Annotated in this window: 17 protein-coding genes and 1 tRNA gene; 9 read left to right on the top strand and 9 right to left on the bottom strand. The window is 68.3% G+C overall.

Annotated elements, in window-relative coordinates:
• Window positions 1-7 precede the first annotated feature (7 nt).
• The 4 genes from lpdA to ACFQGD_RS02845 all read right to left on the bottom strand — a co-directional run bounded on the left by lpdA (window position 8) and on the right by ACFQGD_RS02845 (window position 3,593).
• Window positions 8-1,411 carry a dihydrolipoyl dehydrogenase gene (gene lpdA, locus ACFQGD_RS02860; RefSeq protein WP_345406990.1) on the bottom strand — a complete coding sequence of 468 codons (1,404 nt, stop codon included), beginning with the start codon at window positions 1,409-1,411 and terminating at the stop codon, window positions 8-10.
• Between the two features lie 44 nt (window positions 1,412-1,455).
• Entirely contained in the window at window positions 1,456-1,863 is a 408-nt protein-coding gene (locus ACFQGD_RS02855; RefSeq protein WP_345406987.1) for a nitroreductase family deazaflavin-dependent oxidoreductase, read from the bottom strand.
• Between the two features lie 42 nt (window positions 1,864-1,905).
• Window positions 1,906-2,739: a dihydropteroate synthase gene (gene folP, locus ACFQGD_RS02850; protein WP_390183473.1), complete on the bottom strand. Its 834-nt coding sequence runs from the start codon at window positions 2,737-2,739 to the stop codon at window positions 1,906-1,908.
• A 140-nt stretch (window positions 2,740-2,879) separates the two neighbouring features.
• On the bottom strand, window positions 2,880-3,593 hold the full coding sequence (locus tag ACFQGD_RS02845; protein ID WP_345406984.1) for a carbonic anhydrase: 714 nt from the start codon (window positions 3,591-3,593) through the stop codon (window positions 2,880-2,882).
• Between the two features lie 326 nt (window positions 3,594-3,919).
• Between ACFQGD_RS02845 and ACFQGD_RS02840 the strand changes: the two genes are divergently transcribed.
• The 6 genes from ACFQGD_RS02840 (at window position 3,920) to nrfD (ending at window position 12,368) form a co-directional block, all read left to right on the top strand.
• Window positions 3,920-4,014 (top strand) — tRNA-Sec (locus ACFQGD_RS02840).
• 18 nt (window positions 4,015-4,032) lie between these two features.
• Complete coding sequence (gene selA / locus ACFQGD_RS02835; RefSeq protein WP_345406981.1) at window positions 4,033-5,331, top strand: L-seryl-tRNA(Sec) selenium transferase; 1,299 nt, start codon at window positions 4,033-4,035, stop codon at window positions 5,329-5,331.
• Entirely contained in the window at window positions 5,322-7,151 is a 1,830-nt protein-coding gene (selB, locus tag ACFQGD_RS02830; protein WP_345406978.1) for a selenocysteine-specific translation elongation factor, read from the top strand. The genes selA and selB overlap by 10 nt, the downstream gene beginning before the upstream one ends.
• A 131-nt stretch (window positions 7,152-7,282) precedes the next feature.
• A complete protein-coding gene (gene fdh / locus ACFQGD_RS02825; RefSeq protein ID WP_345406975.1) occupies window positions 7,283-10,519 on the top strand; it encodes a formate dehydrogenase in 3,237 nt (1,078 codons plus the stop codon).
• 32 nt (window positions 10,520-10,551) lie between these two features.
• Window positions 10,552-11,379 (top strand): 4Fe-4S dicluster domain-containing protein, encoded by an 828-nt coding sequence (locus ACFQGD_RS02820; RefSeq protein ID WP_345407541.1) that lies wholly within the window; start codon window positions 10,552-10,554, stop codon window positions 11,377-11,379.
• Entirely contained in the window at window positions 11,376-12,368 is a 993-nt protein-coding gene (gene nrfD / locus ACFQGD_RS02815; protein ID WP_345406972.1) for an NrfD/PsrC family molybdoenzyme membrane anchor subunit, read from the top strand. Before ACFQGD_RS02820 ends, nrfD begins: the two co-directional genes overlap by 4 nt.
• A gap of 70 nt (window positions 12,369-12,438) precedes the next feature.
• Here the strand turns inward: nrfD and cysN are convergent, their stop codons facing one another.
• Together cysN and cysD are read right to left on the bottom strand one after the other, a co-directional pair.
• Window positions 12,439-14,337: a sulfate adenylyltransferase subunit CysN gene (gene cysN, locus ACFQGD_RS02810; protein ID WP_345406969.1), complete on the bottom strand. Its 1,899-nt coding sequence runs from the start codon at window positions 14,335-14,337 to the stop codon at window positions 12,439-12,441.
• Entirely contained in the window at window positions 14,337-15,236 is a 900-nt protein-coding gene (cysD, locus tag ACFQGD_RS02805; protein ID WP_345406966.1) for a sulfate adenylyltransferase subunit CysD, read from the bottom strand. Before cysD ends, cysN begins: the two co-directional genes overlap by 1 nt.
• A gap of 171 nt (window positions 15,237-15,407) precedes the next feature.
• Between cysD and ACFQGD_RS02800 the strand changes: the two genes are divergently transcribed.
• Both ACFQGD_RS02800 and ACFQGD_RS02795 read left to right on the top strand, forming a co-directional pair.
• Window positions 15,408-16,193 carry a CPBP family intramembrane glutamic endopeptidase gene (locus ACFQGD_RS02800; protein ID WP_345406963.1) on the top strand — a complete coding sequence of 262 codons (786 nt, stop codon included), beginning with the start codon at window positions 15,408-15,410 and terminating at the stop codon, window positions 16,191-16,193.
• On the top strand, window positions 16,193-17,197 hold the full coding sequence (locus ACFQGD_RS02795; RefSeq protein ID WP_345406960.1) for a PHP domain-containing protein: 1,005 nt from the start codon (window positions 16,193-16,195) through the stop codon (window positions 17,195-17,197). Before ACFQGD_RS02800 ends, ACFQGD_RS02795 begins: the two co-directional genes overlap by 1 nt.
• A 43-nt stretch (window positions 17,198-17,240) precedes the next feature.
• Here the strand turns inward: ACFQGD_RS02795 and ACFQGD_RS02790 are convergent, their stop codons facing one another.
• Complete coding sequence (locus ACFQGD_RS02790) at window positions 17,241-17,942, bottom strand: TetR/AcrR family transcriptional regulator (RefSeq protein WP_345406957.1); 702 nt, start codon at window positions 17,940-17,942, stop codon at window positions 17,241-17,243.
• 190 nt (window positions 17,943-18,132) lie between these two features.
• Here ACFQGD_RS02790 and ACFQGD_RS02785 point away from each other — a divergent pair, with 190 nt between their 5' ends.
• A complete protein-coding gene (locus tag ACFQGD_RS02785) occupies window positions 18,133-19,671 on the top strand; it encodes a class I adenylate-forming enzyme family protein (protein WP_345406954.1) in 1,539 nt (512 codons plus the stop codon).
• A gap of 54 nt (window positions 19,672-19,725) precedes the next feature.
• On the opposite strand, the gene ACFQGD_RS02780 is transcribed toward ACFQGD_RS02785, so the two are convergent.
• Together ACFQGD_RS02780 and ACFQGD_RS02775 are read right to left on the bottom strand one after the other, a co-directional pair.
• Complete coding sequence (locus ACFQGD_RS02780) at window positions 19,726-21,000, bottom strand: VWA domain-containing protein (protein WP_345406951.1); 1,275 nt, start codon at window positions 20,998-21,000, stop codon at window positions 19,726-19,728.
• Window positions 20,997-22,007: a protein phosphatase 2C domain-containing protein gene (locus ACFQGD_RS02775; RefSeq protein WP_345406948.1), complete on the bottom strand. Its 1,011-nt coding sequence runs from the start codon at window positions 22,005-22,007 to the stop codon at window positions 20,997-20,999. Before ACFQGD_RS02775 ends, ACFQGD_RS02780 begins: the two co-directional genes overlap by 4 nt.

Raw genomic sequence — 22,007 nt, 5'->3', positions numbered from 1 at the left:
TTTTGTCTTACATGTTGATCATGTGTCCCGCGAGGCCGTGGACGGCCTCCTTTACCGCCTCGGTCAGCGTCGGGTGGGCGTGGACGTTGCGGGCGACTTCATGCACGGTCAGGTCCCACTGCTGCGCCAGCGTCAGCTCCGGCAGCAACTCGGTGACCTCCGGCCCGATCAGGTGGCCGCCGAGCAACTCGCCGTAACGGCCGTCGCTGATCAGCTTCACGAACCCAGTGGAGTCGCCGAGACCGTGTGCCTTGCCGTTGGCCATGAACGGAAACTTCGCCACCTGAACGTCGTAGCCTAGCTCGCGGGCCTGCTCCTCGGTGTAGCCGAAGCTGGCGATCTGGGGCTGGCAGTAGGTCGCGCGCGGAACCATCACGTACTCCACCGGCATGGTTTCCGCGCCCGCGATGCTCTCGGCGGCGACCACGCCCATGGCCTCGGCCGTGTGGGCGAGCATCAGCTTCGCCGTGACGTCGCCGATAGCGAAGATGTTCGGCACCGATGTCCTGCCGTAGTCGTCGATGTCGATCGCACCGCGCTCGGTCAGGGCGACACCGGTGTTCTCAAGGCCGTAGCCCTCGACGCGCGGCTGGAACCCGATCGCCTGCAGCACCTTATCGGTCTCCAGTGTGCGCTGTTCACCGTTCCCCGATGACACCGTGACCGTGACTTTGTCACCCGAGTCATCGATCGCGTCGACCCTCGTGCTCGTGAGCACCTCGATGCCCATGCGCTTGTAGCGTTTGGCGAGCTCCTTGGAGACGTCGGCGTCCTCCAGCGGCACCATCCGGTCGAGGAACTCGACGATGGTGACCTTCACGCCATAGTTGTGCAGCACGTACGCGAACTCGACACCGATCGCGCCAGCACCGGCGATGACGACGCTCTCCGGCAGCTGGTCGGTCATGATCTGCTCTTCGTAGGTCACGACCCGGTCGGACAGCGATGTGCCCGGCAGCAGCTTCGTCGTCGCGCCAGTGGCGATGATGCAGTGACCGAACGTGACCGTTTCGCTACCGCCATCGGTCAGCCGTACCCGCATGGAGTTGGCGTCGGCGAACTCACCCCATCCAGCGAACTGGGTGATCTTGTTCTTCTTCATCAGGTAGTGGACACCCTTGACGCGGCCGTCGGCGACGTCGCGGCTGCGCTTGAACGCGGCGCCGTAGTCGAACCGGACCGTGCCGTCCACCTCGATGCCGAACGTCTTCGCGTCGTTGTGGAACAGGTGCGCCAGCTCAGCGTTGCGGAGCAGCGCCTTCGAGGGGATACACCCCACGTTGAGGCATACCCCGCCCCAGTATTTCTCCTCGACGATCGCCGTGGAGAAACCGAGTTGTGCTGCCCTGATCGCGGCGACATATCCACCGGGTCCGGCCCCGAGGACCACCACGTCGAAGTGAGTGCCCATACCCGCGAGCATATGGGATCGACCCCTATCGGGTGATGTGAGGACTACCTGACAGGCTCGAGCACCACGACCGGGATCTCACGCTCCGTGTTGGCCTGGTACTTATCGTAATCAGGCCAGACGGCTGCCATCTTCGACCACAACGCTGCCCGTTCCTCACCGCTGGTCGTGCGCGCCTTCGCGGGAAACTTGTCGGCTCCGACCTGCACGGTGACGTCGGGGTTGTCGACAAGGTTCAGATACCACTCGGGGTGGTTCGCGGCGCCGCCCTTGGACGCGACGATCACGTAGTCACCCTCGTGCTCCTGGTAAATCAGGGCGAACTTGCGCTCCTTGCCGGTTTTGCGGCCAGTCGTCGTCAGCACGAGGCACGGGACGCCGTTGAGCCAAATGTGGCCCTCTTCACCGTTGGTCTCCTCGTAGCGCCGGACATGCTCATCCCCGAACAGCATCTGCACCCTCCAGACAGCCGGAAGTGGATCTCCGCTACCACCCTACTCGCGATCCAGCTCGGCCACCGTGTCCAGCACGCGCCGGGTCTCGGCGACCTCGTGCACCCGGAACATCGCCACGCCCCGCGCCGCCGAGAACGCCGTCGCGGCGAGCGTGCCCTCGACGCGCTGGTGCAACCCGACACCGAGGGTTTCTCCGATGAAGTCCTTATTGGACAGCGCCATCAGCACCGGCCAGCCACTGCCCACCAGCTCGTCCACCCGCCGCAGCAGCTCAAGGCCGTGCCAGGTGTTCTTGCCGAAGTCGTGAGTCGGGTCGATCAGGATTCCTTCCCGCGGCACGCCTGCCGCGAGCAGTTCTTCCGCACGGGTGGTCGTCTCGGAGAGGACATCCGCGACGACGTCGTCGTAGCGCACGCGGTGCGGCCGGGTGCGGGGCGGGATGCCACCGGTATGCGAGCAGACGTAGCCCACGCCGAACTCAGCCGCGACGTCGGCGAGTGCTGGATCGACCGCCGCCCAGGTGTCGTTCAGCAGGTCCGCGCCCGCCTCGCACGCCTGCCTGCCGACCGACGCGCGCCAGGTGTCAACGCTGATCACCAGCTCTGGGAACTCCTGCCGGATGGACTCGATCAGCGGCAGGACCCGGTCCGCCTCTTCCGCCGGCCCGACCATGGCACCGGGACCAGCCTTGACGCCGCCGATGTCGATCACGTCCGCACCCTCATCGACGGCACTGTGAACAGCGGCGAGCGCGGCGTCCTCCGCGTAGGTGGCACCCCGGTCGTAGAAGGAGTCCGGTGTGCGGTTGACGATCGCCATGATCAGGGCACGGTCCCGCTTGGGCCGTTTGCCCCGGAACTCCAGCTCAGTCACGAGCGGCCACGGGCGTCGACGTCAGGCACACATCCGCATTGTGCACCACGAGTCGGGTGACGGGGCCGTGACGTGAAGGGCGTCTACACATCGCCATGTGGCGCGAAGCTATGTGGCGCGAAGAAGCCCCTCCCAACACCTCAGTGCCGCGTCACCCGGTACTCATCCAGGTCGTAGACGGCGGGCACCAGGCCGAGGTGGTGGGAGTCGACGGCGTCGCGGATCAGTTCGGAGCGTTCCCGCAGTTGGGTGACGACGCGGCGCGTCTGCCGCACGACGCACGCGGCGAGGAACGCGTCGGGGTTGTCATTCCTCGGTGTGCTGAGCACGCTGGCCTCGATGCCGCGCACCAGTGTGCTGATCGATCCGGTACCACCATGGCCGCTGCGCACGAGGTCTACCGCGGCGGTGACGGCGCCACAGCTTTCGTGACCGAGGACGACGACGATCGGCACACCCAGGTGTGCGACGGCGTACTCGATGCTGCCGATGATTGACTCGTCGAGCACCTCGCCCGCGGTGCGCACCGTGAAAAGGTCGCCGAGTCCCTGGTCGAAGATCAGCTCGGGCGGCACGCGGGAGTCGGCGCAGCCGAGCACGCACGCGAACGGCTGCTGACCGTCGACCAGCGTCTCCCGCCACGGCAGGTCCTGATGGGGGTGCTGCTGCCGCGCCTCGATGAACCGTTCGTTGCCTTCGACCAGACGTCGCCAGGCGTGCGCGGGGTGCATCGTCCCTGGTGGGGCCGCCGCCGCGGCGGGAATTCCCGCGAATCCCGCCGTCGCGACCAGTGCACCAGCGCCGAGCGCGTGCCTGCGCGTGAATCTGTTCGGCTGCACAGAGTCGTCACCCATGCGTCGAACGTAACGGAGTCGGCCCAACACGGCGGCGGCGAAACACCGAAGCCAGCGTCACCCGAGGGGGTGCGCTCGGGGCGCCGAGTCGCTCGACGCCCCGTGCGCGGGCACGTCCCAGTGGACGTTGTCTCTCCTCAACCCCGCGGACAGCGTTCCCGTCGTGTTCCCGACCGTGTCGACTGCCTGGGCCGCACGGTGGAACGAGCGAGGTTCGCGACAGTCACGGTCCAGATGCTCGTGAAATTTGATCTTCACCCGTATGGCGCAGCGGCAGCGACGTCGCATCCGACGCCGAATCTTGCGATCATGGACCCATGGCGCGAGGAGGCGTATCTAGCCTGGTGGCTGGCGCGGTCTTCAAAACCGTTGAATGGCAGGTCCTGTCATTGGCGGGTTCGATTCCCGTCCGCCTCCGCCATGCGCGAGGGGGCTTGCCATGACTGATGCCGCCGACCCGCGCAGCCGCATCCCGGGTACCGACGCGCTGCTCGCGCTGCCGCGACTCGCGAAGGCGCAGGACATCCTGGGTAGGGACGTCGTCAAAGCGGCGATCGCCACGGCGCAGCAGCGCGCTCGCGCGGGCGAGATCAGTCCGGACGACGTCGCCGACGCCGCTCTCGACGCGCTGCCCGCGACGGCGAGCCAGTGCCGACCGGTGCTAAACGCGACCGGTGTGCTCGTCCACACGAACCTCGGACGCGCACCGCTGTCGGCGGCCGCGCTGGACGCCATACAGGCTGCGAGCGGCACCACCGACGTCGAGTTCGACCTCGCTACCGGCAGCCGCGCGCGCAGGGGACGCGGCACGCTGGCCGCGCTCGCCGACGCCGTGCCGAATGCCGAAGCCGTGCACGTGGTCAACAACAACGCCGCCGCGCTCCTGCTGTGCGCACTCGCGCTCGCGCCGGGCAAGGAGATCGTGATCAGCCGGGGTGAGCTGATCGAGATCGGCGACGGCTTCCGCATTCCCGATCTGCTGGAATCAACCGGTGCGGTGCTGCGCGAAGTCGGCACCACGAACCGCACCACCGCGCGCGACTACGCCGACGCCATCGGGCAGGACACCGGATTCGTGCTCAAGATCCACCTGTCGAACTACCTGGTCACCGGGTTCACCGCGACACCCAGCGTGCGTGAGCTCGGCGAGCTCGATGCGCCGCTGATCGTCGACATCGGATCGGGCCTACTCGCACCGCACCCGGCGCTACCGGATGAACCGGATGCGGCGACCGTACTTCGTGACGGCGCGGATCTGGTCACCGCGAGCGGCGACAAGCTGCTCGGCGGCCCGCAAGCAGGGCTGCTGTTTGGTGACGAAGCGCTGGTCACCCAACTGCGCAGGCACCCGTCCGCCCGCGCACTTCGCGTCGACAAGCTCACCCTCACCGCGCTGGAGGCCACGCTGCGCGGACCGGAACCACCGGTCACCCGCGCGCTGAACGCCGACCCCACAGCGCTCACCGCACGTGCCGACCGGCTGGCCGCCCGACTCCGCGAGCACGGTATAGACGCGCAGGCCGTGAGGTCGGAGGCGATGGTCGGCGGTGGCGGCGCGCCTGGCGTGATACTGCCCAGCGCGGCGGTGAGCCTCCCCGAGTCGTACGCCGCCGCGTTGCGGATGGGCGATCCGTCGGTGGTCGGCAGGGTGGAGCGCGGCCGGTGCCTGCTTGACCTGCGCACTATCGACGTCGAGGCGGACGACCGGTTGCTGGAGGCCCTGCGCGCATGCGGGTGATCGCGACGGCGGGGCACGTCGACCACGGCAAGTCGACGCTACTGCGGCGCCTGACCGGGATGGAACCGGATCGCTGGGAGGAAGAGCGCAGGCGCGGGCTCACGATCGACCTCGGCTTCGCATGGACCGAGCTGGACCGCGACACGCTGGCGTTCGTCGACGTTCCAGGTCACGAGCGGTTCGTACCGAACATGCTCGCCGGGGTCGGGCCGGTGCCCGCCGCACTGTTCGTCGTCGCGGCGGACGAGGGGTGGATGCCGCAGTCCGAGGAACATCTGGCGGCGTTGCACGCGCTGGGCGTGCGGCACGGGCTACTGGCCATCAGCAAATCCGACCGCGCGGACCCGGATCATGCGGCGCAACAGGCGCGGGCGCGGATCGCACGATCCAGCCTCGGCGACGTCCCGTGGGTGGCGGTGTCCGGCACGACCGGCGACGGACTGCCCGAGCTGCGGACGGCACTGGCGACGCTGGCCCGCTCGCTGCCGTCGCCGGACACCGACGCCGACGTCCGGCTGTGGGTGGACCGTGCGTTCACCGTGCGCGGCGCTGGCACCGTCGTCACCGGCACACTAGCGGCGGGCACGCTCCGCACCGGAGACGCGCTGGCCCTCCCGAGCGGCGAACGCGTACGGGTGCGGTCGCTGCAGTCGCTCGGGCACGACGTCACGTGCGCGGCAGCGGTCGCACGAGTGGCGCTGAACCTGCGGGGTGTCGAGCCGGGCACGATCAGGCGCGGTGACGCGCTGTTGCGGCCGGATGCCTGGCTAACGACGTCAGTGCTGGATGTCCGGTTGCGGCGGGACAGCGAGGATGCCAGCGCTCGCGGCGACGGCCAGGCCGGTACCACGAGCGACCGCGACGGCCGGGGCATACCCGACAACCTCCGGGCTCGACACCTGATGCTGCACGCCGGGTCGGCCGCCGTGCCAGCACGAGTGCGCCCGCTCGGCCCCGACACGGCACGGCTGACGCTGGATCGCCTGTTGCCACTGCGCACCGGCGATGTCTGCCTGTTGCGCGATCCGGGGGAGCACCGGATTCACGCCGGTGTGGACGTCTTGGACGTCGACCCGCCAGCGCTGGGCCGCAGGGGATCGGCGCGGCGCAGGGCGGCCGAGCTGAACAGCAACGATCCGGGGGAGCTTGCCGGGCACTACCTGCGGCGGCACGGGTTCGTGCGCGCCGGGCACCTGCGGATGCGGGGGTTGCCGGACGCTGGTGTCGAGATCGGGGACTGGCGAGCCGATCCCGATCGCTGGGCGGAACTGCCGAAACAAGCACGCGAGCGGGTGCGGGCATGGCGTGCGGCCAACCCGCTCGCGGCGGGAATGCCCTCGGGCGAGCTGCGCCGCGAGCTGGGCCTCCCGGACGGGAGCTTGCTCGACCACGTGCTCGTCGCAGCCGAGCTGACGCAGGCGGACGGACTCGTGCGAGAGCGCGCGGCGGACACCGGGCTACCGGAGCACGTCGACCTGGCGGTGCGGACACTGGAGACGCAACTGGCCGAGGCACCGTTCCGCGCACCGGATGCCGATAAGCTCCGTGCGCTCGGTCTCGGACACCGCGAGCTGGCAGCCGCGGTACGAGCGGGCAGGCTGAGCCGCATCGCTGAGGGCGTCGTCCTCGGGCCCGATGCCGTGGCAGAGGCAGCACGAGCGCTGGCCGACATGCCGCAGCCATTCACGGTGAGCCAGGTACGCAAGGCCCTGACGACGACGCGGCGGGTCGCCGTCCCGTTGCTGGAACTGCTGGACGCGGAAGGCGTCACGCGGTTACGTCCCGACGGCACCCGTGTTCACCGCGCTGATGGCCGATGACTCCGGCGTGCCGCGGGACTCAAGACGCGGCTCATGCCCCGCGCCGTGATTCCGTCGCCGCGAACCGGGTGCGCGTCGCCCGCGAGCCTCCTACGGTGGAAGGGAACCGCAGCCAAGTCCGGGAGGGCGGCGTGGGTATCAGGCAATGGATCGAAGGCTGGCCGGTCTATCGGCAGCTGACCGGGGCAGATCGCCTCGGTCTCGGTGCCGCCGCCCAGTCGGACGCCTCGAAGCGCCTGCACGCCCGCACCGAGGACGCCGACGACGTGGTTCCCTCGATCTGCCCGTATTGCGCGGTGGGCTGCGGCCAGCGCGTCTACGTCAAGGACGGCGCGGTCAGCCAGATCGAGGGCGACCCTGACTCGCCGATCTCGCGCGGCAGGCTGTGTCCGAAGGGCGCCGCGAGTAAGCAGCTCGTCACCAGCCCCGGCCGCGTCGACCGTGTGCTGTACCGGCGGCCGTACGGCACGGACTGGGAGACGCTGTCGCTCGACACGGCGATGGAGATGATCGCCGACCGGGTGATCGAGACCCGACGCGAGACGTGGGAAGACACCGACGAGAACGGTGTCCGGTTGAACCGCACCGAAGGCTTCGCCAGCCTTGGTGGCGCGACGCTGGACAACGAAGAGAACTACCTGATGAAGAAGCTGTACACGGCGCTCGGCGCGGTACAGATCGAAAACCAGGCGCGCATTTGACACTCGTCGACGGTTCCCGGTCTGGGAACCTCCTTCGGTCGTGGCGGTGCCACGACGTTCCAGCAGGACCTCGCGAACGCGGACTGCATCGTGATCCAGGGGTCGAACATGGCCGAGTGCCATCCGGTCGGCTTCCAATGGGTGATGGAAGCGAAGAACCGCGGCGCGAAGGTCATCCACGTCGATCCTCGGTTCACCCGCACCAGCGCGCTGTCGCACGAGCATGTCGCGCTGCGTGCGGGAAGTGACATCGCGTTCCTCGGCGGGCTGATCAACTACGTCCTGAGCAACGGCAAGGAGTTCCGCGACTACATCGTCGCCTACACCAACGCGGGTGCGATCCTGCGCGAGGATTTCGCCGACACCGAGGACCTCGACGGACTGTTCTCCGGCTTCGACCCGGAGACAGGGCGGTACGACGTCACGACGTGGGCTTACGAGGGCGCCGATCCAGCACCCGCCGCCGGTAACCGCGAGCTGTGGGTACATCCGGACGAAGAGCACGGCGGCGAACACCATGGATGCAGTGCGCGTGCGGAGTCCTACGGCAGTGGTGGTGCGAACGTACACGCCAAGCCGAGCATCGATGCGACGCTGGAGCATCCACGCTGCGTGTTCCAGGTGCTCAAGCGGCACTACGCGCGCTACACGCCCGAGGTCGTCGCGGACATCTGTGGCGTGTCGACGCGGCAGTTCCTCGACGTCGCCGAAGCGATCACGGCGAACTCGGGGCGGCGCAGGACGACGGCATGGGTGTACTCGGTCGGCTGGACCCACCACACCGTCGGCGTGCAGTACATCAGGGCGGCGTCGATCCTGCAGCTGCTGCTCGGCAACATCGGCAGGCCGGGCGGCGGGATCCTCGCCTTGCGCGGCCACGCCAGCATTCAGGGCTCAACCGACATCCCGACGTTGTTCAACATCCTGCCGGGCTACATCCCGATGCCGCAGGCCCATCAGCACCTCGACCTGGATACGTTCGTCGGGCTCGACGCGGGCAGTACCGGATTCTGGGGCAACATGCGGTCATATACGGTCAGCCTGCTCAAGGCGTGGTGGGGGGAGCACGCCACCGAGGAGAACGACTTCCGGTTCAGCCACTTACCCCGGCTGACCGGCGACCACGGGACCTATCAGACCGTCTACAACCAACTGGCGGGGAAGTGCAAAGGCTACTTTCTCGTCGGAGAGAACCCCGCCGTCGGCTCCGCGAACGGCAAGCTACAACGGCTCGGCATGGCCAATTTGGACTGGTTGGTCGTCCGCGACATGCGGTTGATCGAGAGTGCGACGTTTTGGCAAGACGGACCCGAGATCGCCACCGGCGAGCTGGCGAGCGAGGAGATCGGCACCGAGGTGTTCTTCCTTCCGGCCGCGTCGCATGTGGAGAAGGACGGCAGCTTCACGAACACGCAGCGGCTGTTGCAGTGGCACCACAAGGCTGTCGAGCCGCCCGGCGACGCCCGCAGCGACCTGTGGTTCTACTACCACCTCGGGCGCATCATCCTGCGGAAGGTGCGGGAGTCCACCGACCCGCGCGACCTGCCACTGCGGGAACTGACCTGGTCGTATCCGACGCATGGACCAACAGACGAGCCGGACGCCGAATCCGTGCTCGCCGAGATCAACGGCTCCGGTCCGGAAGGTCCACTGCCGTCGTACACCAAGTTGGCCGACGATGGGTCGACGTCGTCTGGTTGCTGGATCTACTGTGGCGTCTATGCCGACGGCGTGAACCACGCGGCCAACCGCGTTCCTGGCTCCAAACAGGATTGGGTCGCGCCACGCTGGGCGTGGGCGTGGCCGTCGAACCGGCGCATCCTCTACAACCGAGCGTCGGCCGACCCAGAAGGGAGGCCGTGGAGCGAACGCAAGCGTTACGTTTGGTGGGACGCCGAGAAGGGCAGGTGGGTCAGCCCCGACGTGCCGGACTTCGAGGCGACCAAGCCGCCGGACTACGAGCCACCCGAGGGCGCGAAGGCGCAGGACGCACTGTCCGGTACCGACCCATTCATCATGCAGACGGATGGCAAGGGGTGGCTGTTCGCCCCGGCAGGGCTGACCGACGGTCCACTTCCGACTCACTACGAACCGCACGAGTCTCCTGTGGACAATCCGCTCTACGGCCAGCAGGCCAGCCCAGGGAGGCAGACCTTCGGCGGCGAGCACAACCGGTACAACCCGGTGGGCAGCGACGTCTACCCGTACGCCTTCACGACCTATCGGCTCACCGAACACCACACCGCTGGCGGCATGAGCCGAGAGCTGCCGTACCTGTCGGAGCTACAACCGGAATTCTTCTGCGAGGTATCGCCCGAGCTCGCCGAGGAGACCGGACTCGAGCACGGCGGGTGGGCGACGATCATCTCCGCTCGCACCGCGATCGAGGCTCGCGTGCTCGTGACAGAGCGGATGAAGCCACTGCGGGTGCGCGGTAAGACGATCCATCAGGTCGGGCTGCCCTATCACTGGGGACCGAATGGTCTGTCCACAGGAGACTCGGCGAACGACTTGCTGTCCGTCGTGCTCGACCCGAACGTGCACATCCAAGAGGCCAAGGCCGCGACGTGTGACATCCGGCCGGGCAGGCGGCCACGCGGCAGTGCACTACCTGAGCTGGTGCGCGAGTACCAACGACGCGCGGGAATCGAAGGGAGTGAGGCGTGAGCGACTCCGGGTACGCCGATACCCAGCCACGGATGGGGTTCTTCACCGACACGTCGGTGTGTATCGGCTGCAAGGCGTGTGAGGTCGCGTGCAAGGAGTGGAACCTCGTCCCCGCGTCCGGGTCCAGTGGCGACGGCGGGATGGACCTCCTTGGACTGTCCTATGACAACACCGGCGACCTCGGCGCCAACAGCTGGCGGCACGTCGCGTTCATCGAACAGCAGGTGCCGGCGTCGCGTGTGGACAACCTGGGGATGCCCACGATCGGCGCACCGGAGCAGGAGGACGAGGCCGGTGTCCGGTGGCTGATGTCCTCGGACGTCTGCAAGCACTGCACCCACGCCGCGTGCCTCGACGTCTGCCCAACGGGCGCGCTGTTCCGCACCGAGTTCGACACCGTCGTCGTGCAGCCGGACATCTGCAACGGCTGCGGCTACTGCGTGCCAGCCTGTCCGTATGGCGTGATCGAGAAGCGGGAGGACGACGGCAGGGCGTTCAAGTGCACGCTGTGCTACGACCGCATCGGCGACGGCCTCGAACCCGCGTGCGCGAAGGCGTGCCCGACGGACTCCATCCAGTACGGCGAGCTCGACGTCCTGCGGCAACGCGCGGAGCAGCGCAAGCAGGAGCTGCACGCGGACGGCGTTACCGAGGCGCGGTTGTACGGCGAGAACCCGGACGACGGCGTCGGCGGCACCGGGGCGTTCTTCCTCCTGCTGGATGAACCCGAGGTGTACGGCCTGCCACCCGATCCGGTGGTCACCACGCGGGACCTACCAGGAATGTGGCGGCGCGCGGGCGCGGCGGCGCTAGGTGTCGCGGCCGCCGTGGTCGCGTCGTTCGTCGGAGCACGGCGATGAGCCGCGCGCAGGGATCGAACCGCGAACAGCCGAGCGGCGCGCAGGGCACGAGCCGTGCTCAGCCGTCGCGTCGCGAACACGCCATGGTCGAGCCCGCCGAGTTCCGCTCCTACTACGGCAGGCCGATCGTCAAGGAACCCGCGTGGGAGCAGCCGGACGTCCCGCTGTACCTGTTCCTCGGCGGCACGGCGGGCGCGTCGGCATCGATGGCCGCGATGGCGCGATTGTCCGGGCTTCCCCGGTTGGCGCGTGCGGGCACGCTGGTCGCGGCCGGTGGGTCGCTGGCCAGCGTCGCCGCGCTGATCCACGATCTCGGCAGGCCGGAACGATTCCTCTACATGCTGCGGGTGTTCAAGCCGACATCGCCGCTGTCGGTCGGGTCCTGGATTCTCGCACCATTCTCCGGGCTCGCGGCGGCGTCGGCTGGATCGATGCTGACCGGCTGGCTGCGGCCGATCGGGACGCTCGCCGGGAACGCCGCCGGGCTGCTTGGGCCCGCGATGTGCACCTATACGGCAGTGCTGCTCGCGGACACCGCGACGCCCGCATGGCACGAGGGACGTCGTGAGCTGTCGGTGCTGTTCGCTGGCAGCGCGGCCACCAGCGGCGCCGGGGCGGCGCTGCTGCTGGTGCCGACGCGGGAAACCGCCCCGGCACGACGTCTCGGACTCGCGGGCGCCGCCGCGGAGCTGTCGGCGGAGCACCGGCTGGAGCACAACCTCGGCGTCGTCTCGGAGACCTACCGCGATGGACGTGCGGGGACACTACTCAAGGCGGGCAAGGCGCTGACGGCCGTCGGCGCCGGGCTGTCGCTGCTTGGCACGCGCAGCCGGGTCGCCTCAGCGGCGGCGGGTGCCGCCTACCTCGCGGCCGGCGTGTGCACCCGGTTCGGCGTCTACGCGGCTGGGGTGGCCTCGGCCCGCGACCCGAAGTACACCGTCGTCCCGCAGCGGGAACGGATGGCGCAGACCGGCTCATCCGGGCAGTAGCGAGTGTCGCGAAGGGCTTCTTCGCAACGCTATGTGTTGCGAAGAAGCCCGTCACCACACGGCAAACCGCTCAGATCACGCCCATGTCGCGCAGCTTGGCCACTACGGCCGATGCGGCCTGCTCCGGGTCCTGCTGCGTGGTGTCGACGTGCACCTCGGCGTTCTCCGGGCGCTCGTACTCCGAGTCGACGCCGGTGAAGTTGGCGAGCTCGCCCTTGCGGGCCTTGGCGTAAAGACCCTTCGGGTCGCGCCGCTCGGCGACGTCGAGCGGGGTGTCGACGAAGACCTCGCAGAACTCGCCCTCGGCGACCAGCGCACGCGCCTGGTCACGCTCGGCCTGGAACGGCGAGATGAACGAGACGAGCACGATCAAGCCCGCGTCGACCATCAGCGCCGCCACCTCGGCGATCCGGCGGATGTTCTCCACCCGGTCGGTGTCGGTGAAGCCGAGGTCTTTGCTCAGCCCGTGCCGCACGTTGTCGCCGTCGAGCACGAAGGTGTGCTTGCCCTGCGCGTGCAGCTGCTTCTCGACCAGGTCGGCGATGGTGGACTTACCCGCGCCGGACAACCCGGTGAACCAGACGACGGCCGGTTGGTGTCCCTTCTGGGAGGCACGAGCCTGCTTGTCGACGGTGAGCTGCTGCCAGGTCACGTTGGCCGAGCGACGCAGCGCGAAGTCGATCATCCCCGCGCCGAGAGTCGCGTTGGTGAGCCGGTCAAGGACGATGAACGATCCGAGGTCCCTGCTGCGCTTGAACTCCTCGTAGGCCACCGGCACGTCGAAGTGCACGTTCGCGACCGCGATCTCGTTCAGCCCGATCGACTTCGCTGGCAGGTGGGCGAGCGTGTCGACGTCGATCCGGTACTTCGGGTGGTCGGCGGTGAAGCCGACGGTCCGTGCGCCGATCTTGGCGAGATAATGCCGCCCTGGCACCAGGTCGTTGGAGTCCATGCCGACGATGTGCGCCTGGAAAGCGTTGGCGACGTCGGTGGGCTCGTCGGCGACCGCGAGCACGGTGCCCCTGCTGACGTCGATCTCGTCGGCGAGCACCACGGTGACCGATGCGCCGACGACCGCTTCGTCGAGGTCGCCGTCCATGGTGACGATGCGCTCAACGGTGGACTCCGCCTCGCCGGGCACGGCCCGGATCCGGTCGCCCTTGCGCAGCACGCCGCTGAGGACGCGACCGGAGAAGCCACGGAACTCGGAGTTGGGCCGGTTCACCCACTGCACAAGCAGGCGGGCGGGACCGGAGAGGTCCTCCTCGTCTCTGGTCAGCTCGACGTTCTCCAGCCAGCCGAGCAGTGTCGGGCCCTGGTACCACGGGGTCTTGTCGCTACTGCTGACGACGTTGTCGCCGTTCACGGCCGACAGCGGCACACAGGCGACTTCGCGGATGCCGATCTCGTTCGCGAACGCCCTGAAGTCCTCGCTGATCTTGTCGAAGACCTCCTGCGAGTAGTCGACGAGGTCGAGCTTGTTGATCGCGAGGGCGACGTGTTTGATGCCGAGCAGCGAAACCAGGTGCGCGTGCCTGCGCGTCTGCGTCAGCACACCCTGCCGCGCGTCGCACAGGATCACCGCGGCCTCCGACATCGACGCGCCGGTAACCATGTTGCGGGTGTACTGCACATGACCAGGTGTGTCCGCGACGATGAACCGGCGCCGGTCGGTCGCGAAGAACCGGTACGCGACGTCGATGGTGATGCCCTGCTCGCGCTCGGCGGCGAGGCCGTCGACGAGCAGCGCGAAGTCGAGCTCGCCACCACGCGTGCCGACCTTCTTCGAGTCGGCCTCGAGGACTTCGAGCTGGTCGGTGTAGAGCAGCTTGGACTCGTAGAGCAGCCGTCCGATCAGGGTGGACTTGCCGTCATCGACGCTGCCGCAGGTGATGAAGCGCAGCAGGCCGACGCGCTCCTGCTCGGCGAGTTCGGCTTCCAGATCGACCTGTACTTGGGGCTGACCCATCAGAAGTACCCCTCCTGCTTCTTCCGCTCCATCGACCCGGACTGGTCGCGGTCGATGACCCTGCCCTGCCGCTCGGACGTGGTCGCGGCGCGCATCTCGGCGACGATCTCCGGCAGCGTCGTCGCCGTGCTCTCGACGGCCCCAGTGAGCGGGTAACACCCCAGCGTACGGAAGCGCACCATCTTCATCTCCGGCACCTCACCTTCCGCGAGCGGCATCCGGTCGTCGTCGACCATGATCAACGTGCCGTCGCGGTCGACGACGGGGCGCTCCTTGGCGAAGTACAGCGGGACGATCGGAATGTTCTCGCGGTGGATGTAGTGCCAGATGTCCAGCTCTGTCCAGTTCGACAGCGGGAACACGCGGACGCTCTCGCCCGGCGCGGTGCGGGTGTTGTAGAGCCGCCACAGCTCGGGGCGCTGGTTCTTGGGGTCCCAGCGGTGCTGGGCGGACCGGAACGAGAACACCCGTTCCTTCGCGCGCGAGGCTTCCTCGTCGCGGCGCGCACCACCGAAGACGGCGTCGAACCGGTGCTTGTCAAGAACCTGCCGCAGCCCCTGGGTCTTCCACATGTCGGTGTGCACCGCCGAGCCGTGGTCGAAGGGGTTGATCCCCTGCGCGATGCAGTCAGGGTTCTTGTGCACGATCAGTTCCATGCCGAGCTCGGAGGCGGTCTCGTCGCGGAACTTGATCATCTCACGGAACTTCCACGTGGTGTCGACGTGCACCAACGGGAATGGGGGCGTGCTCGGGTAAAAGGCCTTCCGCGCGAGGTGCACCAACACCGAGCTGTCCTTGCCGATGGAGTAAAGCAGCGCGGGGCGCTCACTCTCGGCAACGGCCTCTCGGAAGATGTCGATGCTCTCGGCCTCCAGCCGGTCAAGGTGGTTGAGTTTCATGGAGTGCACCTCTACTGGTCGGCGGTGATGGCCATTATGCGTTCCACCGGTTCGGGTCAGCAGGCGGGTCGGTTTCGCTGCGTTGGCGGATGGTGAAACGACCACGTTTGCGGCGTACTGTCGTCTTTGACCGGAGGCGTGAATACCGCGGCCGAGGGGTAACCATCCGACATGGGCGTGAGGACATCTCAGCACGGGACGAGCGAAGCCCGCGCGTCGGGGCGCACTCCGCGCAAGGGGCTCGCGCTGTTCCTCGTGTTCCTGGCCGGGGAGCTGACGCTGGTGCTTTCCCCGATCATCGTGCTAGTGCCGTTCGCGGTGGCGGATCCGTCCCTGACCGAGGGTGCGCCGCTGCCACCCGCGCCGCTGGTCACGATGCTGGTGATACCGCCGGTATTCGCCGCTCTGGTCGCGGTCGCCGGCACGTCGTTGTTCGGCGCTGGACCACCTAAAGGCCGCGTACGCAGGGAACTGGCGTGGCATTGGAACCGGCGGGACACCCTCCGCGGGCTCGCCATCGGCATCGCGGGACTGCTGATCACGATTCCCGCCGCCGCGATCTGGGCATCCTGGGTCGGCGCTGACGAGGCGGAATCCGCCGTCGGCGAGCTGTTCAAGGGTGAGCAGCTCAGCCTCGCGGCCGGACTGGTGGCCTTCTTCGGCGTCTGGCTGGTCGCACCGCTGAGCGAGGAGGTGCTGTTCCGGGGTGTGCTGTGGCGCACCTTCGAGCACTGGCGCTGGAACCGCTGGGTGATCTTCGCGGTGACGACCGTGGTGTTCTCCGTGGCGCACATGGAGCTGCTTCGGACGCCGTTGCTGCTGGTGCTGTCGATCCCGATCGGATTGGCCCGGCTACTCACCCGCAACGTGACGGCCAGCGTGGTCGCGCACCAGGTGAACAACTTCCTGCCCGCGCTCGCCCTGCTGTTCTCGACGACCGGCATCCTCGCGGGCTGATGGAAGCCGCACGGGCACTGCGTACGGTCGCGTTCCACCTGGAACGCGCCGGTGAGCCGACGTACCGGGTCGCCGCCTTCCGGCGCGCCGCCGACGTCGTCGCGGGGTTGTCCGACGACGAGCTGGCCGAACGGGTGCGGCGTGGCACGCTCACGGACCTGAAGGGCATCGGCAAGCGCATCGCCGAGGTCGTAGCCGACGCCGTGGCCGGACGTGAGCCGGAGTACTTGAGACGGCTGCTCGCGCGGGCCGAGCCAGAGGTGTCCGGTGGCGCCGAGTTGCTTGCCACGCTCAAGGGCGACTGCCACAGCCACTCCGACTGGTCAGATGGCGGCAGTCCGATCCGCGAGATGGCCGAGGCCGCAGGTGAGCTTGGCCACGAATGGCTGGCGCTGACCGACCACTCGCCCCGGCTCACCGTGGCGCGCGGGCTCTCAGCGGAACGGTTGCGCGAGCAGCTGGACGTCGTCGCGGAGCTGAACGCGGAGCTGGCGCCGTTTCGGATCCTGACCGGCATCGAGGTGGACATCCTCGACGACGGCACGCTCGACCAGGAGCCAGCGCTACTGAACCGGCTCGACGTCGTGGTGGCATCGGCGCACTCGAAGCTACGTATGCCGAAACCGGCGATGACTCGGCGACTGCTCGCGGCGGTGTCCAATCCCCGGGTGAACGTGCTCGGCCACTGCACAGGGCGCCTCGTCGTCGGCAAGGGCAGGCCGGAGTCGGAGTTCGACGCCGACGCGGTGTTCGACGCGTGCCGCGAGTACGACGTCGCCGTAGAGATCAACTCACGCCCGGATCGTCTCGACCCGCCCCGAAGGTTGCTTCGCCGTGCGCTGGACGCCGGGTGCCGGTTCGCCATCGACAGCGACGCACACGCGCCGGGACAGCTCGCCTGGCAGCGCTACGGCTGCGCCAGGGCGGAGGAGTGCGGTGTCCCGGCGGACCGTGTGGTGAACACCTGGCGAGCGGACGACGTGGTCGCCTGGGCCAAGGCATAGCGCGGGCGTCGCCTCACGGGGCGCCCGCCGCGATCTGACGACGTTAGCGATCGCTGACAGCCTTACTGACCTGATCGAATGCCGCGATGGCGTCCGTGGGAACGTCGCGGAAGGCGGCGGCGATGAAGCCCGCCGCGAGGTCGATGACCGTCTCGGCGTGCTCGGGCAGCAGGTGCTTGCTGGCTAGCACCGCGCCGAGCGCGCTGCTGGTCGCCATGTACGCCAGTGTCGTCAGCGACCGCCCGCCGCTGCGGCCATGCTTGGCAAGCAGCTTTTCCATGCTCTCCACCAGCGCGGTGGCCACCTCGGCCTGTAGCTCCGCACGTTGCGTGAGCCCGGTCTTGGGCGACGGCATCAGGTACAGCAGCGCGAAGGCGTCCGGGTTCTCGCACACCCAGTGCACGAACGCGGCGGTGTCGACGCGCACCTTCTCCCATAACCCCAGTTCAGCGGTGTCCCGGTAGGTCTGTCGCAGCAGCGCGACCAGCGCGCTCCGCTCCCGTTCGACCAACGCGCCGAACAAGTCGATCTTGGACGAGAAGCACTCATAGATGGTCGGCTTGGTCATCCGGCAGGCCCGCGCGATGTCGTTCATACCCGTCGCCGCGTAGCCGCGTTGCGCGAACTCGACAAGCGCCGCGTCGAGAATGATCCGGGCGCGATCTTCCGGATCGGGCAACGGGTAACGGGGCGGCCTGCCCCGACGTCGTTTCGTCGGCAACGTCCCCTCGATGTCGGTGCTCATAGCGTGATATCGACCTTCCGGCGCAACTGCTGCCCAGGAGAGGTTACCCGCGTGCTGGCCGCGTCCCACGCCACGATCATGTTGACTGACCACGGGCGACGACTGTGATCCTCGCCAACCCTTGACCTCCCACGAGAACCTCCGGTATTTCTACCAGTCAGTAAGAAATAGCTGGTGATGGAGGAGATCCATGAGCACGGCCGCGACCTCGGTACACCTCGGAGCTCTCTCCGAAGAGTCGCTCGACCGCAACGGCGACCACGAGTCGCTCATCTTCGAAGGTCGTAGCTGGCGCTCGGCCGATCTCCTCGACCGTGCCCGTCGCGTCGCGGGCGGGTTGCGCGAGATCGGCGTCGAGCCGGGCGACCAGGTCGTCGTCATGATGGCGAACTGCCCCGAGGTTCCGGTCGTCTACAACGCGATCTGGCGGATGGGCGCGGTGGTGACGCCGGTCGTGTTCCTGGTGACCGCACCCGAGCTGCGGCACGTGCTCGTCGACTCCGGCGCGAAAGCCGTCGTGACGACGGGAGACTTCGTCCCGAAGGTGGTCGAGGCCGCCGGCGAACTCGACGTCAAGCCCCACATCGTCGTCGCGGAGTCGGACAGCGCGGAGAAGCGGGATGGCTTCGACGTCACCGCGTTCGACGCGCTGGAGTCGTCCGAGCCGATCGCCGTCGTCGACCGGGACGAGGGTGACCTCGCCGCGCTGATGTACACCGGTGGCACCACCGGCAGGTCGAAAGGTGTGGAGCTCTGCCACCGCAACCTCTGGTACTGCGGCCGCAGCGCACATGACGCGTCGTACGTGCCAGGGCTCGTGCGGGTGCTCAACCCGCTGCCCATTTCGCATGCGTTCGGCATGATCGTCACCGTCAGCGGGATGCATTCACCCGAGCCGGGCGTCACGGTGCTGATGCGATGGTTCGATCCCGGGCAGTGGGTCAGCCTCGCCGAACAGCACCGGATCGAGCGCGGCACGCTCGTGCCCGCGATGGCGCAGCTCCTGCTGACCCAGCAGCTCGACGACGCCGACCTGTCCACCCTGCGCTACCTCAACATCGGCGCCGCCCCACTCGCGCGGGAGACCATCGACGCGCTGGAGCAGCGGATTCCTAGCATGCAGGTGCTTGAGGGTTACGGCTGCACCGAGAGCGGCGGCGTCGTGTCGGCCAACCCGCCGGGACGTCGCAAGATCGGCAGCGTCGGCCCACCGATCCCCGGCTATGAGGTCCGCATCGTCGACGAGGATGGCCAGCCGGTGCCGACCGGCACCGACGGCGAGGTGACCGTGCGCGCGGAAGGCATCATGCGCGGCTACCGCAACGCGCCAGAAGCGACCGAGGCCGCGTTGCGGGACGGGTGGCTGTTCACCGGCGACATCGGACGGCTGGACGACGACGGCTTTCTGACCATTGTGGACCGAAAAAAGGACCTCATCATCCGCAACGGCTTCAACGTCTACCCGCGCGACGTCGAGGACGTCTTGGTCGAGCACCCAGCGGTGGCGATGGCGGGCGTCGTCGGACAGCGGCACGACGTCGTCGGCGAGGAGGTCGTCGCGTTCGTGTCCCTCTCGCCGGGCGCTGAGGCGACCGAGGATGAGCTGATCGCGTTCGCCAAGACGAAGCTGGCTGGCAGCAAGTATCCCCGAGTTGTCCACATCCTCGACCAGCTGCCGCTGACCAGTGTGGGCAAGCTCGACCGGAAGGCGCTGCGCGGGCGGGTGTGACACGTATGGCACCGGGAGCGGGGGACACGACGTCGAGAACGGGGGACACGAACCTTACGTGCCGGAGCGGCGCATCCGGGACGTGACGACCGAGCGGGTATCGAGCGTCATCTCGTCCACAGCGGACACGGTCTGCTTCAGGCGCACCTTGCCGGTGACGGCGTCATCGATATCGACCACTTTGGACAGCAGTCGGGAGGCTTCGGCGTGGCCGGACTCATTCGCGAGCGCGACGGCGCGGCCGAGTTTGCCAGTGGCGGTGTCGAGATCGCCCTCACGGCGGGCCGCCAGCCCGTCCTGAATGGCCTCCGCCAGCTCCTCCTGGCCGGTGTAGTGCGCGACGGTCGGGTCGATGACCCCGTAGCGCGCGTAGTCGTCGGTCCAGCTGACGACGATCTTGCCCGGTTTGGACTGCGCGTCACCGGCGACAACGCTCGCCCGGCACACCAGCATCCGCTCGCCGATTCCACCGGGCCGCATCGCGATCCGCGCGTGGTAGGCGCGGGTCTCCTGCTCCCAGGCGCCGGTTGGAAAGTCGATCGCCTGCTGCTGCGATCGCCTGCCGTGCGCCGTCAGGTCCGCGACAGACGGGTCGACCTGCCGCAGCTCGGTGACTTCGGAATGTTGCGGCGTCCACAGCCGCAGCGCGACGTCGGGGACGCTCTTCCGCATCGCCTTGGCGGCGATGGCGCTGAAGTCCGCGGCCAGTTCGGCGGGCTCGGCTACGATATCGACGTCGCCGAGCAGCGCGTCGGCGATCTGCCGCAGTTCACCGACCTCCCAGTCGGTGCCGACGCCCCGGCACGTGCAGGTGAACCTTCCCCGCAGCCGATCCAATGTGGACGCGAGATCTTCCGAAGGCTCTGATGTGTTGCGGCCATCCGTGAGCAGGATGCCATGCTTGACCTCGTAGCCACTCCTGGCGAACAGCTCGTCCGCGAGCCACAACCAGCGGCTCATCGCGGTGCCACCATGCGCGGCGATACCCTCGATCGCCTGCCGCGCGTCCGCCCGCGTGCCCTCGCCCGCCACGGCGAGCTGACGCTCGGACGGATACACCATGTCGGCCTGGTCGGTCCCCGCGACCACCGCGAAAGCCGTGCCATCATGCAACGCGTCGATCGCGGCACAAGCCGCGCGCCTGGCGGCGGCGAGCTTACTCGGCCGGAACATCGACGCGGAAGTGTCCAGCATGATCACGACGGCGGCGTGCGGGGTCGCCGCATCCGCATCCGTCGCTGTCACGGTGATGATGGCATCCGCCTCCGCGGTTCCACGAGCCAGATGCTTGTTGTGCGCGACGTCGACGGTGAAGGTCGGTGCCGTCATGGTGAGACCACCGCCGGTGGGAACGGCACGACCACACCGGTGATGTTGTCCCGGCCACCACGTTTGATGGCGTTGTCGACGAGGCGGTTGACGACCTGGTACGGCGACGTCCCTGATCGCACCTGCGCCGCCAGCGCACCGGTGTCGGTGGCATAACCCCACAGCCCGTCACTGCACAGCAGGATGCTGCCGGTACCAGCGGGCCGGACACTGACGACCTGCGGTTCCAGATCGATGGCGTCCGCGCCCACCCACCGGGTCAGCGTGTGCCGCGCCGCGAGCCCTTCGTTGAGCAGCGTGTTGCGCTCGGTGTGGTCGACGGTCAGGCAGGCGGAGCCGTACACGGTATCGCCGTCGACCGGGGTCTCCGCCTGGGCGCCATCCGCCGAGATCCAGTAGGCCCTGCTGTCGCCGAGCCAGGCGACCGTAACCTCGGTCGTCGTGACGATGGCCGAGACGAACGTCGTCGACGGCGCGCCATCGCCGGGCAGGCCGGCTACGGCCTTCGACGCGGCAGCCGTGGCCAGCATCGACGCCTCCCGCGCCGCGACACCCTCTACGACGCAACGCAGCAACTCGTCGGTCGCCGTATCGGCGGCGACCTGGGCGGCGAGGTCGGACTTGGGTGTCGAACCGACGCCGTCGCACACCACGGCGACGACCGTGGCGGGATCACCGGTCGCGCCCGCCCATCCGAACGCCATCGCATCCGCATTGCGGTCGCGCAGCATGCCCCTGTCGCTGATGCCGCACACCGACCCGATGTCGCACTCCATGCGATCCCGTGCGTCCGGCTGCTGCCGCCCACACCGCAGGCAGAACTGGTCGTCGATCGCCCTGTGGTGGCAATACACGCACTCGTCCGACTGCACGAGCACCGGTCCGCCCGTTGGTGTCCTGCGCGTCAGCGCCACCACCTGCGAGCCAGCGAGCCGCTGCCCGCATGCCTCGCAGTAGGCGTCCTCGGGCCAGACCGGCTCCGTGCACGAGGAACAGCGCTGCGCCAT

The sequence above is a fragment of the Haloechinothrix salitolerans genome, assembly GCF_042662605.1.
Classification (GTDB): domain Bacteria; phylum Actinomycetota; class Actinomycetes; order Mycobacteriales; family Pseudonocardiaceae; genus Haloechinothrix_A; species Haloechinothrix_A salitolerans.
This window is presented reverse-complemented; position numbering and strand designations above follow the sequence as displayed.